Source organism: Paenibacillus typhae, from assembly GCF_900099765.1.
Lineage (GTDB): Bacteria > Bacillota > Bacilli > Paenibacillales > Paenibacillaceae > Paenibacillus_AQ > Paenibacillus_AQ typhae.
Genome location: NZ_FNDX01000029.1, coordinates 31,580 through 46,959, shown reverse-complemented (window position 1 = coordinate 46,959; position 15,380 = coordinate 31,580). Strand labels below are relative to the sequence as shown.

Annotated in this window: 14 protein-coding genes; 2 read left to right on the top strand and 12 right to left on the bottom strand. The window is 50.7% G+C overall.

The genetic code is table 11. The features are described 5' to 3' along the window. Window positions 1-4: 4 nt before the first annotated feature. From bglX to BLR64_RS20350, 8 genes are all read right to left on the bottom strand, one after another. Entirely contained in the window at window positions 5-2,173 is a 2,169-nt protein-coding gene (gene bglX, locus BLR64_RS20385) for a beta-glucosidase BglX (RefSeq protein ID WP_090716945.1), read from the bottom strand. A gap of 158 nt (window positions 2,174-2,331) precedes the next feature. Then, on the bottom strand, window positions 2,332-3,090 hold the full coding sequence (locus BLR64_RS20380; RefSeq protein WP_090716944.1) for an alpha/beta hydrolase: 759 nt from the start codon (window positions 3,088-3,090) through the stop codon (window positions 2,332-2,334). A 15-nt stretch (window positions 3,091-3,105) separates the two neighbouring features. Further along, on the bottom strand, window positions 3,106-4,098 hold the full coding sequence (locus BLR64_RS20375; RefSeq protein WP_090716942.1) for a LacI family DNA-binding transcriptional regulator: 993 nt from the start codon (window positions 4,096-4,098) through the stop codon (window positions 3,106-3,108). Between the two features lie 41 nt (window positions 4,099-4,139). After that, entirely contained in the window at window positions 4,140-4,964 is an 825-nt protein-coding gene (locus BLR64_RS20370) for a carbohydrate ABC transporter permease (protein ID WP_090716940.1), read from the bottom strand. A 42-nt stretch (window positions 4,965-5,006) separates the two neighbouring features. Beyond that, window positions 5,007-5,906, bottom strand: a complete 900-nt coding sequence (locus BLR64_RS20365) for a carbohydrate ABC transporter permease (RefSeq protein ID WP_090716938.1) — start codon at window positions 5,904-5,906, stop codon at window positions 5,007-5,009. 121 nt (window positions 5,907-6,027) lie between these two features. Continuing rightward, on the bottom strand, window positions 6,028-7,269 hold the full coding sequence (locus BLR64_RS20360; RefSeq protein ID WP_090716937.1) for a sugar ABC transporter substrate-binding protein: 1,242 nt from the start codon (window positions 7,267-7,269) through the stop codon (window positions 6,028-6,030). 413 nt (window positions 7,270-7,682) lie between these two features. Further along, window positions 7,683-9,632, bottom strand: a complete 1,950-nt coding sequence (locus BLR64_RS20355) for a stalk domain-containing protein (protein WP_167360742.1) — start codon at window positions 9,630-9,632, stop codon at window positions 7,683-7,685. Between the two features lie 148 nt (window positions 9,633-9,780). After that, window positions 9,781-10,110, bottom strand: a complete 330-nt coding sequence (locus BLR64_RS20350) for an antibiotic biosynthesis monooxygenase (RefSeq protein WP_090716934.1) — start codon at window positions 10,108-10,110, stop codon at window positions 9,781-9,783. A gap of 223 nt (window positions 10,111-10,333) precedes the next feature. Between BLR64_RS20350 and BLR64_RS20345 the strand changes: the two genes are divergently transcribed. Beyond that, window positions 10,334-10,882, top strand: a complete 549-nt coding sequence (locus tag BLR64_RS20345; protein WP_090716932.1) for a GNAT family N-acetyltransferase — start codon at window positions 10,334-10,336, stop codon at window positions 10,880-10,882. Between the two features lie 18 nt (window positions 10,883-10,900). Continuing rightward, window positions 10,901-11,386, top strand: coding sequence for a GNAT family N-acetyltransferase (locus BLR64_RS20340; RefSeq protein ID WP_090716931.1), 486 nt, complete (start codon window positions 10,901-10,903; stop codon window positions 11,384-11,386). Between the two features lie 300 nt (window positions 11,387-11,686). On the opposite strand, the gene BLR64_RS20335 is transcribed toward BLR64_RS20340, so the two are convergent. The 4 genes from BLR64_RS20335 to BLR64_RS20320 form a co-directional block, all read right to left on the bottom strand. Further along, on the bottom strand, window positions 11,687-12,820 hold the full coding sequence (locus BLR64_RS20335; RefSeq protein ID WP_090716929.1) for a DUF4179 domain-containing protein: 1,134 nt from the start codon (window positions 12,818-12,820) through the stop codon (window positions 11,687-11,689). Beyond that, window positions 12,813-13,346, bottom strand: a complete 534-nt coding sequence (locus BLR64_RS20330) for a sigma-70 family RNA polymerase sigma factor (protein ID WP_244157784.1) — start codon at window positions 13,344-13,346, stop codon at window positions 12,813-12,815. Before BLR64_RS20330 ends, BLR64_RS20335 begins: the two co-directional genes overlap by 8 nt. A gap of 169 nt (window positions 13,347-13,515) precedes the next feature. Continuing rightward, entirely contained in the window at window positions 13,516-14,748 is a 1,233-nt protein-coding gene (locus tag BLR64_RS20325) for an aminopeptidase (RefSeq protein ID WP_090716927.1), read from the bottom strand. 209 nt (window positions 14,749-14,957) lie between these two features. Then, a complete protein-coding gene (locus BLR64_RS20320; protein ID WP_090716925.1) occupies window positions 14,958-15,305 on the bottom strand; it encodes a hypothetical protein in 348 nt (115 codons plus the stop codon). Between the last annotated feature and the right edge of the window lie 75 nt (window positions 15,306-15,380).

Sequence of the window (15,380 nt, the reverse complement as noted above, 5' to 3'; positions counted from 1 at the left end):
TTGTTTACTTGAGCAAAACGAACCCGGCAGACAGCACATCACGGCTGTTAGCCCCCACATATACATTAAACCTGCCGCTGTCGCTGGCGACACTGAGGTCACTGTGATGATAGCGGAGCTGCTCCTCGATGATATTAAAGACTACTTCAGTGGTTTCGCCAGAGGCCAGCTCAACCTGCCGGAAGGCCTTCAGCTCCTTGACCGGACGGACTACTTCACCGGAAATATCGCCTACATACAGCTGGACAGTCTCAGTTCCCGTTACGCTGCCGGTATTGGTGAGCGTCACCTTTACCTCAAGCGGCTGACCTGTTGTCATCGTGTCGGCGGATAGCGTCAGTCCTTCATAAGCAAAGGTTGTATAGCTTAGTCCGAACCCGAACGGCAGCAGCGGTTCGTTCGGAGCGTCGATATACTTGGAGATATAACGGTTGCCGTCCTCCACTTCCGGCTTGGGACGGCCGGTATTGAATTGGTTATAATAGACCGGAATCTGTCCTGCTGAATCAGGGAACGACATGGTCAAACGGCCGGAAGGACTCACCTGTCCGTACAGGAGGCCGGCCAGTGCAGCCCCGCCTTCACTGCCCGGGAACCATGCTTCCAGCACGGCATCCGCCTGGTCGTACACCCCGTGCAGGTCAAGCGGACGGCCGTTAAACAATACCACAGCCAGCGGCTTGCCGAGCTTCTTCATGTCCCGGATCAATTCCAGCTGCGCCTCAGGCAGCCTGATGTTGGTCCGGCTGCCGCCTTCGCCGCTCATATCGGAAGCTTCACCGAGGGCCAGCACAATCACATCGGCACCCTCAGCTGCACTCAGCGCTTCCGCCTTCTGCTCCGCGGTTATCGTCTCAATGCCTGAGCCTTCGGCTACTGTAATAAGATCAGGATTGCCAATTACTGAGCGCATGGCATCACTGAGCTTCACCGCATGCTCCTTAGAGCCGGTCCACGACCACCAGCCCAGAATATCGCCGCTGGACGCAAAAGGACCAATCACGGCTACCCGCTGCTCCGGACGGAGCGGCAATACACCTTCATTCTTCAGCAGCACACTCGACTTCTCTGCCAGCTCGCGTGCCGCTTGACGGTGTTCGGCGGAGAATACGATTTCCTTCTCCAGCACGGGGTCAGCTCCGCGCATTGGGTTGTCGAATAAGCCAAGCTTTTCTTTGAGCTGCAGGATACGCAGCACTGCTTCATCAATCAGGGCTTCATCGACAAGCCCTTCGTCCACCAGCTGAGGCAGATGATGCAGATAGCTGGTTGTCATCATGTCGATATCCACACCGGCCCGGATCGCTTTGAATGCCGCTTCCTTATCATCCTCTGCCGCACCGTGTGAGACCATTTCCTTGATGGAGGCCCAGTCTGAAATAATGACTCCGTCAAAGCCCCATTCTGCCCGCAGCAGCTCCCGCAACAGCTTGCGATTACCGGTTGCCGGGATCCCGTCCACGATGTTGAACGAGGTCATGACCATCTCTGCTCCGGCATCCACAGCGGCTTTATAGGCAGGGAGGTAATATTCACGCAGCTGACGTTCGGACAGGTCCACAGTGTTATAATCCCTGCCGCCCTCAGCAGCGCCATAAGCGGCAAAGTGCTTGACGCAAGCAGCTACACGTGAATGATCACCTGCAAGATCATCCCCCTGAAAGCCCTTCACAAACGCTTCCGCGAATACACCGTTCAGGTACGGGTCTTCGCCGGTCGATTCCATCACCCGCCCCCAGCGCGGATCACGGGTCAAATCGACCATAGGCGCAAAGGTTACATGCAAACCGGAGACAGCGGCTTCCCTGGCTGCAATCCCGGCGCTCTTCTCTGCAAGCTCCGGATTCCATGAGCTGCCGATTGCCAGAGGGATCGGGAAGATCGTCTTAAAGCCATGGACAATATCGGCCATGAACAGCAATGGAATGCCAAGCCGGTTATTCTCCAGATGCGCTTTCTGCACCGCCATCATTTTGGCGGCACCGGCTACGCCGAGCACAGAACCGGCATTGCGGACCGCCTCACTGCCGATGCCGAGCTCTTCCATCGGACCGGTAATTTCTGATTCGTCACCCGGCTCATCATAGAACGGAGCTGCCAGCTGCAGAAGCTGGGCAACTTTTTCTTCAAGGGTCATTTGCTTCACATATTTGTTGTATAAATGCTCAGTCATGGCTGTATTCCCCCTACCAAAACAATTATTCTCGAATCGTTTTTCTATATTATTTCCTTTTAAAATAAGGATTTATTGGATGCTTAATATCATAAAATCATAAACGTTTCTATTCGTTTCGACAAAAAGCCGTGTTCTTTGGCAAATCCGCAAAGATACTATAAAGGAAGCCAATCCAGCATTCTTGTCAGCTGCCGGTCCCAATAGTCCCAATCATGGCCTCCCGGACCTTCTTCATAGGTGATATTGAGGCCGGCTGACACCGCCTGATCAAGAAAAGCGCGGTTTGCATCATAGAGAAAGTCCTCTGTGCCGCAGCACTGGTACAATCTGGGCGGAGGTTCAGCTGCTGCCGCCTTGACGGCAAGCGCGAACAGATCCTCTCCGCTGCCGCGCAGCTCATCCGCTGAGCCGAATATACGGTCGGCTTCACCAGGCAGAAAGCCGTTTGGTCCGGTCACGCGCCGGACAATATCCAGGCCTCCTGACAGGCTCACGGCAGCCGCATAACGCTCCGGATGGCGCATAGCCAGCTTAAAGGCACCGTAACCGCCCATGGAGATGCCGGCCGCAAAGGTATCCTCCCTGCGGCCTGAAATGGCAAAGGCACGCTGGACAAGCCCGGGCAGTTCCTCACTTAAATAAGTGAAGTAGGCACCGCCCTGCTTCATATCGGTATAATAGCTGCGGTCAGCCCGCGGCAATACGAGTGCCAGGCCTCTGCTCTCGGCGTAACGCTCAATTGCTGAATTTCTCGTCCACTCCGTATGGTCGCCGCCAAGCCCGTGCAGCAGATACAGCACCGGGTATTTTCCGCCCCGTTCCGCAGACGGAAGAGCATTAAGCGGAAGAACGATTCCAGCTTCTGTTGACATTCCGAGTGTTTCGGAATATAACGACATCTGCATATAAGCCAAAGTTATTCACTCCGATTAACCCTGTATTTTAACCGATTTCCGCTCCATCAGCTCAATCTTAAGCTTATAAAAATCATTAACCGCATCTCCGTTAAGCATCTGGAAGAGCAAATGGCCGGCGAGCGAGCCTGATTCGTACATCGGCTGGCGGATTGTCGTCAGCGGCGGATGAATATACTCGGCCAGCTGAATATCGTCGAATCCGATGACAGAAATATCCTCCGGCACAGAAATTTTAGCTTCTTCGAAGGCTTTCATCCCACCTACGGCCATTTCATCGTTAGCAAAGAATACCGCTGTCGGCAGCTCGCCCTGCATCAGCATCATTTTAGTGGCTTTATAGCCGCCTTCTCGGATGAAATTGCCGCTGAGCTTCCATTTGGCCTTTTCGGAAAGACCGGCTTCATGCATCGCACGGAGATACCCCTGATACCGCAGCGCATTGTCATAGGAATCGGCCGGCCCGCTGATATAAGCGATGGAGCTGTGTCCGTTCTCGATCAGGTGCCGGGTAGCACTGTAACCGCCCTGCTCACCGTCAACCACTACATTGATCAGCCCTTCACCGGCAATCAGCCGGTCCATAACAACAACCGGAAAACGTGGTCCGGCAGCTGCATGCAGAATCTCGTCTGTTATGTTATGGGCCAGTACAATGGCCCCGTCAACCCGCTTTTCCATCATGTAACGGACAGCTGTCGAGCCTTTGCCGCCCATGGAGCTGCAGGCAATCAGATCATAAGAGTTCGATAAGGCAACGTCCTGAATGCTGCGGATCAATTCCGAATAATAAGGGCCTGACAAGTCTCGCAGTATAAGGGCTATTGTATTAGTCCGGCTCCGCTTCAGATCCATAGCAAAACCGTTCTTCTGATAATTAAGCTGCCGTGCCGCTTCCAGCACCTTTTCTCTCGTCTTTGCGCTGACCTTGCTGTCTCCGCTCATCGCATAGGAGGCTGTTGAGAGCGCCACGCCGGCCAGCTTCGCCACGTCCTTAATTGTTGCCATCTGATTCAATCCTTCCTGAGCCTAGCAATTGGTTACTTATACTATTTTATGCCGGAGATCGTATATCCTTCTATGATATGCTTCTGGAAGAAGATAAATATAATAATGATAGGAATAACCATAAAGGCGGCGCCGGCCATCTGCAGCCCGAACTCCGTTCCGTATTGTCCCTTCAGCAGTGACAACCCGACTGACAGTGTGTACAGCCGTTCGTCGTTGGCAATAATCAGCGGCCACAGGAAGCTGTTCCAGGCACCGATAAAGGTCAGAATTCCCTGAACGGCAAATACCGGTTTGACAATCGGCACAATCAGCTGGAAAAAGATCCGGAGTTCGCCTGCACCGTCAAGTCTTGCCGCCTCCAGCAGATCGATCGGAATCGTCGTCATAAACTGGCGGAACAGGAAAATCGCGAATGCGCCAACCAGTCCCGGCAGCACGATTCCCGCCATGGTATTCACCAGGCCCATCTGATTGATGATCAGATAAGTCGGAATCATCGTCACCTGGCCGGGGATCATCATGGTTGCCAGGATAATATAGAAGAACTTGTTTCTGCCCGGAAAATCAAATTTGGCAAACGCATATCCGGCCATTGCATTCAGGAACAGCCCGACAAAGGAACACAAAACGATAATCAGCGTGTTCTTCAAATAGACAAGAAAGTCCATTTTAACGAACAGATCCCGGTAATTGTTAAACGTGGGATGGTTCGGGAACAGCGTCGGCGGGATAACCGTAAATTCATTTTCAGGCTTAAAGGATGATCCGATCATCCAGATAAAAGGCACCATCATCAGAAGTCCTCCGAGGATGAGCAGCGTAATCATAATTCCTTTTTCCACTCTCTTCATTTTAAGAGCCATGCCCGTTTCCTCCTTCTTAAGCCATCGGCGTTCGGCCGGAGCTTAATATTCCACTTCTTTCTTTTTGACCGCGAATTGGATCAGTGTCGCAATAATAATAATGATGAACAGCACGAATGAGCCGGAGGCCGCATAACCGAATTTGCTGAGCTGGAACCCGTTATTGTAAATAAAGAGCGCCATCGACATCGTGGCATTCAGCGGTCCGCCCTTGGTCATTACCAGCGGTTCTTCGAAAAATTGGATCCAGCCGATCAAGGTCGTAATGGTCACAAAGAAAGTAGCGAACCCCAGCAGGGGAACTGTAATGTAGCGCAGCTTTTTCCACCCGGTCGCACCGTCGATTTCAGCCGCTTCGTAATAGGAACGCGGAATCCCCTGCAGAGCTGCCAGGAAGATGATCATATTCAGACCGATTGATTTCCAGAACGCCAGCAAAATCAGCGAAAATTTAGCCAGAACAGGGTCCTGAAGCCACTGCTGCGCCGGTAAACCAAACCAGGAGAGTACGTAGTTAAACAATCCGTAAGACCCGTTATACAGATAGCCCCATACCACTGCTACCGCCACAATGTTGGTGATGGAGGGCATATAATAGATAACCCGGAAGCTTTTGAACAGCCAGCCGGTACCATAGTTAAGCAGCAAAGCAACGGCGATGGAGGCAATGACAACCATGGGTACTCCTATCACTACATAAATCAGGGTATTGTACATTGACTTCAGAAAAATCGGATCTTTAAAAATATCAATATAGTTGCTGAAGCCGATCCCGCTGATATTCGAATAATCCGCAAGGCCGACCAGATCCATATCCGTAAAGCTGATTACAAGTGCAATGATGATCGGAATGATCGAAAACAGCGTCAGCAGGATGACTGCCGGAGCGATAAACAAATATGGAACCTTATGCTTGTTCAGTTGCTTCACCAATGAGCTCACTTGCCTCACACCCTTTCCCTTTCTATCCCCTCTCTTCCGTCAGGAAGAGAAACAAGCTGACTGCCGGAACCTCAGCCTCAGGGCGAGATCCCGGCAGTCCGCCTGTTGGCATTAAGCCTGTTTATTTGTTACCGAGCAGCTCATTAGCCTTGTCGTTCAGCTTATCCAGCTCAGTTTGTGTATCAGCACCGCCGATTGTAATTTGTTCGAAGGCAGCCATTGCCGCCTGGGCAATTTCTTCATACTCTTTAACGGTAGGGGCGGGACGTGAATTTTCCAGCTGTTTACCGAAAGCGGCAATCATCGGATCACTAAGCGCTTCGTTGGACCAGGCAGCCTTCAGGGCCGGCATGGAGTTCGAAGTTTCATAGTATTTCAGCTGTGCTTCCTGTTCAGCCATGAACGCAATGAACTTGGCGGCTTCGTCAGGATTTTTGCTGTAGTTAAAGATGGACAGGTCCGCGCCGCCGATAGAGGAAGTATTGGTTACTTTTGCAGGGAGTGTAGTCACAGCCCATTTACCATCAATCTCAGGAGCTTTATCTTTAACGGTCTGGATCATCCACGGTCCGCTGATAAACATGGCCATTTTGCCGTCTTTAAATGCTGCAACGGTGTCGAGGTCTGTGCCTTTTGGCGATAACCCTTCATCATAGAAGCTTTTCAGGAAGTCAACCGTTTCAACATAAGCCGGCTGATTGAACTGTGGCTGGCGGTTGGCATCAATAATGTCACTGCCGTTCTGCCAGGCAAAAATGACAGGATAGATAGAATCTTTCCCTTCAATCGGCAGGGCATAATGACCGGCTCCGCCCTTTTCGACCAGCTTTCTGCTGGCATCCTTCAGCTCGTCCCAGGTCTTGGGACCCTCTGGATAACCTACTTCACTGAGCAGATCCGTCCGGTAAAACATAGCACGTGTCTCTACATAGAACGGAATACCTACTGTCTGATCTTCATACTTTGTGGTTTCAACAGCACCCTCAAAGAAGTTTTCCGCTTTCATGCTTGGATATTGTTCGATATAAGGGGTCAAGTCCTTCAGGGCACCGGCAGCTGCAAATTCAGGAACCCAGGTCGTACCCATCTGAACAACGTCAGGGCCGTTTTTGGATGCTACCGCTGTCAGCAGTTTATCATGCGCCGTATCCCAAGGGATCGCTTGCACATCTACTGTGATGCCGGGATTCGCAGCTTCATACATTTCAGCAATCGGTTCAACTGTATCCGCTGTACCCATAAACCATACCTTCAACGTTTTGCTGTCTCCGGCAGCAGAATTGTTTGAATTGCCGCAGCCTGCTGCAACCAAGGAAAAGCTCATCAGTAGTGCTGCAATCTTAACTCCGGTTTTCTTTTTCATTCTTCTTTCACCCCTGTTGTAGTGTGTGCCAAACTTGAAATTGCTATGAAATAAAGCCCTTTCATCGAAACGTTTCGATTATTTTCGAAAAAAAATTCGAGTTACTACACATCATTTCTCGCCTTAAAAACGCATTCAGGATATTATTAACCTGATATTCAGTCATTGAAACGAGATTAACAACGCTTTCACTTCCGTTTAACCGTATCAGGCTTCCGGATTGTAGTTGTTCTTCAACCTTTCGCTCGAATCGTTTCGATAACCATATTATAAAACTATGTGTTAGCGATTTCAAGTACCTTACACAAAAAACTTTTCCGTGGGCAGCTATGTAGAGCCGTGTACAAAAAAAGCCGAAAGCTGCTTCATTTGCGGTTTACGCATTTGAAACAGCCTCCGGCCTTAGCCGTTAATCAGCTGGTATAAATAAACGAAACTACACCGTTGGTAAAGGTCACGTAATCATAGCCTACGTACTGCCAGGTCTCTACGCGGATGCCGCCTCCTACGGCAGCAGACTTGCTCTCCGGTGTCCCCCAGCTTAACTCGACCTGCTGCTTTGTCATACCGATGCTTATGTATCCTGCCTTAATATCTTCCCACACTTTACTTGACCACTTGTACGTTTTGTAAGGGTCTGCTGTCAGAAATTCTTCTTTATCGGCCAGCGTACTTATTATCTCCGCCCCGGTCATCTCATACGTTTTCAGTACTTTTCCTGAAGCAAGCTTCATGGCAAGAACGAAGTTCCCGTTATAATCAGGAATTACATCAACGATGGTTACTTTTTGAAACCTATAATTGACATCAAAAAAATTGATCCAGTAGCTTTTCCCGATCAGGTTCGCCAGATTTCCCTGGGCCAGCTTCTTATAGATATGGGTGGTTTGCTTGGTCTGTACCTTCATTTCGGCCTTGCCGAAGGTAATCGTCATGCTCTGAATAGCGGAATCCCATACTAGCCCTGCTCCGAACGCCGACTTCAACAGCGTTGCCGGAAACACTTTTACATCACCAAAGGTCTGTACCTTTCCGCTCATCTTAACCTTCTTGCCGCTCACCATTGCCATATCACTGCCGAGCTGGAGCTGGACAGGGGTAGTATTCAGTTTAATGTTGAATATTTTGGTGTTAGCATCGTATTGCACAGAAGCACCGAGCTGCTGGAACACCGCCTGAACCGGCAGATACATTGAACCGTTAATCAGTGCTCCATCTCTGATAATAATTTTTGAACTGATGGATACCTCCAGCGTTTTGGAGATTGATCCTGATTTCACTGTAACTTTGGTAACTCCGACCGCCAGTGCCTTTAAAGTTCCATCGTTCAGCTTCTGCAAAAGCGCCGGTTTTTCAATAATCAAATCCGCATCCTTCAGCGGCACTTTCCTTGTAGATCCGCCCGTCCAGGTCTCCAAAATCTGCACAGGAACCTTGTCACCGACCGTAAGGCTGGTATTCTCCATCGTGAAGGATACACCGGTGACACCTGGCAGGGTCAGCTTCTCCAGACGGTCCGCCTGCACATCATAGTCCGCTACGCTTCCGTCCTGCGTTTTTACATACATGCCCTGGCTATAGACTGAGATCAGTCCGGTTACACCTTTAAGACCCGGGAATGACTCCGTAAGCTTATAGCGGTCAGCTTCAGAAGACCCCGTTCTCCAGACGGTACCGTCATTCATTCGTACAACCAGATTACCTTGGTCATCGAATCTGGCTTCTGCTGCATTTTCGGTGATGGTTACGGGAATATATTTAGAGAGATCATTCCTGTCAAAATTAAACCGGTTGTACAGCAGCACTTTTCCGGAATGCAGGACCACTGCCACATCGTCGACAGAACTGTAGGAATCAGAATAACTATCTATGGCCGTGACCTCTGCGCTGCTGCCGAATTGTTCAATTTTGTCGCTGAACCCCTCTGCCTTCAAGACTCCGGAACGGGTAAGCAATGCCAAACCTTTTTCCGAATCATCAAATTTCACAATATCTGTATAACTTGTCGAATCACCATAGTCGAGGTAACGAATGGTTCCTGTATTATCCAAATAATAGTTCCCGGAAATGTGTACCACCCCGGTCATGTTCTTCAGTATTTCAGGAGCTCCCTTCCCCTGTAATCGAACCAGAGTACCTGACGCGGTAATTCCATAGCCTTCCTCAATCTCAGTCAGATCGAAATCAAGCTGTTTATATCCTCCGTTGTCAACATCCTGCTTCCATACTGTACCGTCACTAAGCAGGTAACTCCCCCTGTCAAAATCAATGATCGCCGGTCCAGCCGCATGCAGCACACCCCCGGCTTGACCAAACATGCCGGCGGAGACTACCGCTGCAAGCACCCATCTTAAACCTTTCATCTTCCAAAATCCCCCTTTGTGCATGACACATTCATTAATGTATCACAAATTGAAAGATACTCCAGAGGCATTTTGATACGCCCAGGCAGCAAAAAAACTGCCTGCAATCCGCTAAGATCGCCGGCAGTTCCTTGGAAGCGCAGCTGCTCTATTTTTCGTAAACCTTGCCCTCTTTAACCTTTTGTACCTCATACATATTGACGGTCGTGCCCAGAATGTAAGCCGGCTTCTCCTGGCCTCTGCTGTTACGGTGTCCCTGGATGTGCGCGTCACTCTTCTCCCAGTTTTTCCAGGCGTCCTCGGACTCCCAGCGGATCAGGATCAGCACCTCTTCACTGTCCTTGCCCTTCTTATTGAGCGCGATGCTGATATCGATCAGGCCGGGCATTTCCTCAAGCGCTCCGGGTGTGCTGAATCTCTCGATTACCTTGTCGCTGTGTCCTTTTTCTACAACTATGGATCTTGTCTGGATTAACATAATCATTCCTCCTGTGTATAGGGAACTGCAAAAGCCTCGCAGACTCCCCCGACTGATATAGTTGAATGCGCAACTAATTCTATTCTAATTGATAATCGTTATCATTTCCAGCAAAGCTTTTTCCAGTAGCCTTTATTCTAAACTAAACTTTACCTTGCGCTGATCAGCTATAAGTTATTAAGGTTGGTATTAATTAACTATAAAGAATGAAAGCAGGTCTATTATGAATCTAACTGTCGAGCTCGCCGCCCCCCATGAAGCGTATATTATCAAAAATCTTTACCCGCTTTATCTGCACGATCTTTCGGGCCACTACGGGCTTCAGGACGGCCCCGTCCTGAATGAACACGGAATCTATGAAGAAGAACCGGAGATCCGGACGTTGGCCCAGCAATACGATGTCCAGAATATCTGGTGGGAGAAGCCGGGCTGCCTATATCCCTTTTTGTTTAAGGCCGGCTCCCGTCCAGCCGGATTTACGCTTATTGCTACGCCGCCCCACTGTGCACAAGGGGTTGATTATTTTGTTAACGAATTCTTTGTGCTGCAGCCGTTCCGTGGAACGGGCATTGCCCGTCAGGCTGCCGTCTCCGTATTTGAACGCTTCAAGGGCATCTGGGAGCTTCACACGAACCCGGCCGCCAAAAACATTATCGGGCAAACCTTCTGGCGCAAAACGGTAGCGGGCTACACAAACCAAAGCTATCATGAGGCGGTTGAAGAAACGTTTGACGGGAACAAGCTGGTATTCCGCTTCAGCAACAACATTTAGATAGGCGGGTATTATACAATGGAACTTGCCGGTGAACGTGTACTTATAAGAGACTTTTGTGAAAATGACCGGGAATTTTTCGCAGAGCTTGAGGGGCATGAGCTGACTTCCAAATTTGAAAATAACCATCCTGATGCTGTGCAGATCGAGGATGACTTCAATAATGCACTATTGCACCCGGCAAATGTGCCGCGCGAACATTTCAAGCTGATGGTATGCCGTGCAGAAGATCGGACACAGCTGGGAATTATCAGCATCAAGCTGAACTGGAAGGACATCCGGGAATGGGAGATCGGCTGGGCGCTGCACCCGGAGTACTGGAGACACGGATATGCAACCGAAGCAGTCCGGCTCCTGATCGGTTATGCCTTCAAAGAGCTGAACGCGCACCGGATCGTCGCCTATGCCAATGCCGCCAACGAGCGCTCCGAGCGCCTCATGCAGCGGGTCGGCATAACCAAAGACGGCGTACTGCGCGAAACCAGATACTGCAACCGCGAATAGTGCGATGAGCTGATCTATTCGGTACTTGAGAGGGAATGGCCGAAAAAGATGGCAGCAGGCATGTAAGTGGACAGAACAGGGAAAATTTCCTTTAGCTAAGCCGTTTGACCGGTCTTTTATACGATTTGGAGGGATTTTCCCCCTTATCGGGCGCCGGCAGGCTATCCCCAAATTGTCCGGTGCCCACAGGTACACGCAAAGCCCCCGCTAACAGATTAGCGGGGGCTTGCCGAAAGGTATTCCAGCCATTTCAGCTATAAGCCATCAGCTTTTTCAGCTATCAGCTATCAGCTTTTATAGCTATTTTAACAAATCAAACTCCATTACAGACTGGCTGTTCCCTGTCCTCGCTGTAAACTCCAGAACAAGCGATTCGGGATCATCCAGCAGAGTGCTGGCGAACAGCTCTTCAAAGCCATTCTCCGTCCCCACTGCAGACAGCAGAGGCAGCTGCACCGTGCCGTTACGGGATTCAGCTAAAACCTTGCCAGAGCCGGCTTCAAAAATCTTCCGTCTGACCTCCCATTCATTCTCCGCTTCATTCCTCAGGGCAAAGCGGGCCCGGATCATTAACGGTGACAGCTCAACCTGGCTCAGAACAACCTCGTGACCGGCAAGCAGGAAGCTCTTCTCCGGGAAAATGACCGTTGTCGGGATCTCCTTGAATTTTTGATCCAGATCAAAAGTGACTTTTATCCGCGGGGAGTAATGAATATCCGCCATAATGGTCCCCGTCTTGGGATCATCCATTTTACCCGGATCGACAGAAGCAATCAGGAAATCCGCCTCCAGCTGCGTTGGGAACGGCTTGCTGCGGTCCAGCTCGAACACGCTTTTGCCGTAATATTTATGATAGTCATCCTCCCCCCCGTATATCTTGGCATGTGCGCCGACTCCCCCGTTACGGTTCAGCAGGCTGCCGCTCTGTACATCCGTCATTCTGCTGCTGCTAAAGCCGTAGATCTCCTGATCTCCCGCTGTTTCCGCCGTGTATAAAAGAATAATACGGTTCTCGTCAGCTGTTACTGCATTCAGTGTAACCCTGTATCCTTCAATCTCCACGTCCCGGTCGAGGAACTGAACGTAATCATTGAGGACCGCAGATTCAAAGGTTGCAGAATTGATATCATAAGAATTAAATTCCCTGAACGGCTCAAGCACACCCCAGTCTACCGGCTCGGATCCGGCCGCAGTGGACTGCTGTTTATTGTGCAGCACCGGGATGATGAACAGAAGGACAGCTATCATTGCGGCTGCAGCCAGCCCGAGGACCGAACCTTTCATCATCGCAGCCCGCTTCGAGCTGTTTACCCCGCGTTCCAGGCCATTTTGAACCGCCTGCCTGATGTAGCGGTTGTCCGGTTCCGCCTGAATCTCTCGCTGCATCCGTGCTGCATCCGCCGTCATTACCTGCTCTTCCCTGCTGTTAATCATTCCATTCACCCCGATCCTTCAGTATGGTTCTGAGCTGCTTCAGCCCTTTATGCTGCCAGGTTTTGATGGTTCCCTCAGGCTTCTTAAGCAATTCCGCAATATCTGCAAGCGTCATGTCATTATAATATTTAAGCAGCAGCACATGCCTGTATTTCGGCTTGACCTGCTCCAGCGCCCAGCGCATTTCCAGCCTGCCGGTGTCCGGCTTCATAACCGGCTCCTGCATACGCTCATCCGGTGTCGGCACACTCCGCTTTCTTCTGCGCTGCTCGTCAATGCACACGTAGATTAGAATCCGGATGATCCACGCTTTAAAAGCCCGCTGATCCTTCAGTGTCCTCCTTTTAATCCACGCCCGGCAGGTTGTCTCCTGCACAGCCTCCAGTGCGTCATTACGGTTGCCAAGATAACTGTAGGCAATCTGATAGAGCCGGTCACTATGCTCCATCACCGCTTCATAGAAGCGCGACTCCTCACTGGAGGTAACGCCGGTTAATCTTTTCATCTCCACACCAGACATCGTCATCCAGTCCCCCCCTCTCTCTATCCTTTCATATGTATAAGACGGAGAGCAGCAGCAAACAGTTTTCCCTTAGTCATTCTTTTTCAAGGCATTTCAACTATATGTACATTCAAAAGAGCCCCCGGCATGGAGGCTCTTCTAAACATTATCTTAGATTATGCAAAAGTCTGCGTTACAGCACCCAGTTTCCTTTGCGGAATACCGGCTCAATCGTGCCATCAGCCCGTTCGCCGTCGATCTCCAGCTCAGCTGAGCCGATCATAAAGTCGACGTGGGTAAGGCTCACATTGGCACCCCGCTTAATCAGCTCTTCACTGCTGAGGCCTACGCCGCCTTCGATATTAACAGGATATGCGCTGCCCAGCGCGAAATGGCAGGAGGCATTTTCGTCAATACCGGTGTTGTAAAATACTCGGTTCAACCGGGAGATCGGCGAGTCATGCTGCACCAGAGCCACTTCACCCAGATAAGATGCACCTTCGTCCGTTTCCAGCAGGGAGGTCAGATGCTCACGGCCCGAAACGGCGTCGTAGGCGGTAACCTTACCGTCTGTAAAAGTAAAAGTAATCCCGTCCACAAGACGGCCGTTCAGGTTCAGCGGAAGGGTACTTGATACCGTGCCGTTTACACCGGTGCGCAGCGGCATTGTATAAATCTCCTCTGTAGGCATATTCGCCACAAAATAAACCCCGCTGCCGTTCTCGCCGCCGCCGCCGCGCCACAGATGGCCTTCCGGCAGCTCAACGCGGAGGTCGGTTCCCGGTGCGCGGTAATGAAGGCTCTTGTAACGTTTGGCGTTCATCCGGTCCTGGCTCTGCTTCAGCTGGGCAATATGCTCGCGCCACGCCGCCACCGGGTCCTCAGCACCTACGCGGTTCATCTGGAATACCGCTTCCCACATGGCATCAATCCGCTGCTCCTCCGGCAGATCAGCAAATACTTTATCAGCCCAGGCGCGTGTAGGCGCCTTGATCAGCGACCAGCTGATTTTGCTGCTGCGGGTATAGTTCTGATATTTCTTGCGGGCGATTGCCGCCGCTTTGACTGCTGTGGACACCTTGGCTGAATCTATGCCGCGCAGCAGCTCCGGATCAGGCACCTTTATATGTAAAATCGCCCCGCCTTCCTCCGCAAAGCCCTCCAGCATATCGGCATGCCACTGCGGATAATAGCTGAACGAGTCTTCAGGCGCTTTCTCGTAACGGATACGCGTGACTGCCTCGTCATCCCAGTCCACCATTACATATTTGGCACCGGCTTCATAGGCTTTGCCTACGATCAGGCGGGTAAGCTCAGCGGTTTCGAGCGGCGCATGAACCATCAGCACCTGCCCGGGCTGTACATTAACTCCGACCTTGACCACCAGATCGGCATATTTCTCCAGCATCAGTTCAAAATCCTTCATGATTGCTCTTCCTCCATATCTGTCTATATTCCAGTGAATCTCTGTAATGCTCCAGTTGTTATTTTAACGCAAAACAGACCTAATGGCGATTGTTGATCCCGGAGGCAGACTTGCAGCGGACTTGCAGCAGCCCTGCAGCAGAGCCGGAGCAGCCTAAAAAGGCAGTTCCAGCGAAGGAACCGCCTCTTTTGAATGCTGTCTATGCCCGCTTATTGTTTTTCCACCTGCAGTAATGTTACTTCTTTGACTGTGTAAGTATCCGTGAGTTTATCCTCCGCAATGACCTTCAGCTTGGCAAGACTGGCTACCTTGGCCGGATCAGCCTTGGACAGCAGCCGCCACACCTGGGGATCAGCCAGGGCATTGTACAGCTTTTCATCATCATATTCCTTGCGGTTCTGTGTAACCAGCTTGACCCTGTAGCTTCCGATTACTGTATCCGTATCTCCTTGCCCGGCACAGTAAGCCACGATTTCCTGCCTGAGCTCTGCCAGCTCCTTCTCGATTTCCTTATGCTTGGCTTTCAGCTTATAGTAATGCTGCACTTTCTTCTCCATATTGCTCACGCTCCTCTCCAGACCAATGTATGCCAAGCCGGAAAGATTCATTATAATGATTAATTCCATTGAGGA

What these genes read in the sequence shown, in the direction of transcription:
- bglX (WP_090716945.1), bottom strand. Translation starts at nt 2,173, where the DNA reads ATGACTGAGCATTTATACAACAAATATGTGAAGCAAATGACCCTTGAA.
- BLR64_RS20375 (WP_090716942.1), bottom strand. Translation starts at nt 4,098, where the DNA reads ATGGCAACAATTAAGGACGTGGCGAAGCTGGCCGGCGTGGCGCTCTCA.
- BLR64_RS20370 (WP_090716940.1), bottom strand. Translation starts at nt 4,964, where the DNA reads ATGGCTCTTAAAATGAAGAGAGTGGAAAAAGGAATTATGATTACGCTG.
- BLR64_RS20360 (WP_090716937.1), bottom strand. Translation starts at nt 7,269, where the DNA reads ATGAAAAAGAAAACCGGAGTTAAGATTGCAGCACTACTGATGAGCTTT.
- BLR64_RS20355 (WP_167360742.1), bottom strand. Translation starts at nt 9,632, where the DNA reads ATGAAAGGTTTAAGATGGGTGCTTGCAGCGGTAGTCTCCGCCGGCATG.
- BLR64_RS20350 (WP_090716934.1), bottom strand. Translation starts at nt 10,110, where the DNA reads ATGTTAATCCAGACAAGATCCATAGTTGTAGAAAAAGGACACAGCGAC.
- BLR64_RS20345 (WP_090716932.1), top strand. Translation starts at nt 10,334, where the DNA reads ATGAATCTAACTGTCGAGCTCGCCGCCCCCCATGAAGCGTATATTATC.
- BLR64_RS20340 (WP_090716931.1), top strand. Translation starts at nt 10,901, where the DNA reads ATGGAACTTGCCGGTGAACGTGTACTTATAAGAGACTTTTGTGAAAAT.
- BLR64_RS20335 (WP_090716929.1), bottom strand. Translation starts at nt 12,820, where the DNA reads ATGATTAACAGCAGGGAAGAGCAGGTAATGACGGCGGATGCAGCACGG.
- BLR64_RS20330 (WP_244157784.1), bottom strand. Translation starts at nt 13,346, where the DNA reads ATGACGATGTCTGGTGTGGAGATGAAAAGATTAACCGGCGTTACCTCC.
- BLR64_RS20325 (WP_090716927.1), bottom strand. Translation starts at nt 14,748, where the DNA reads ATGAAGGATTTTGAACTGATGCTGGAGAAATATGCCGATCTGGTGGTC.
- BLR64_RS20320 (WP_090716925.1), bottom strand. Translation starts at nt 15,305, where the DNA reads ATGGAGAAGAAAGTGCAGCATTACTATAAGCTGAAAGCCAAGCATAAG.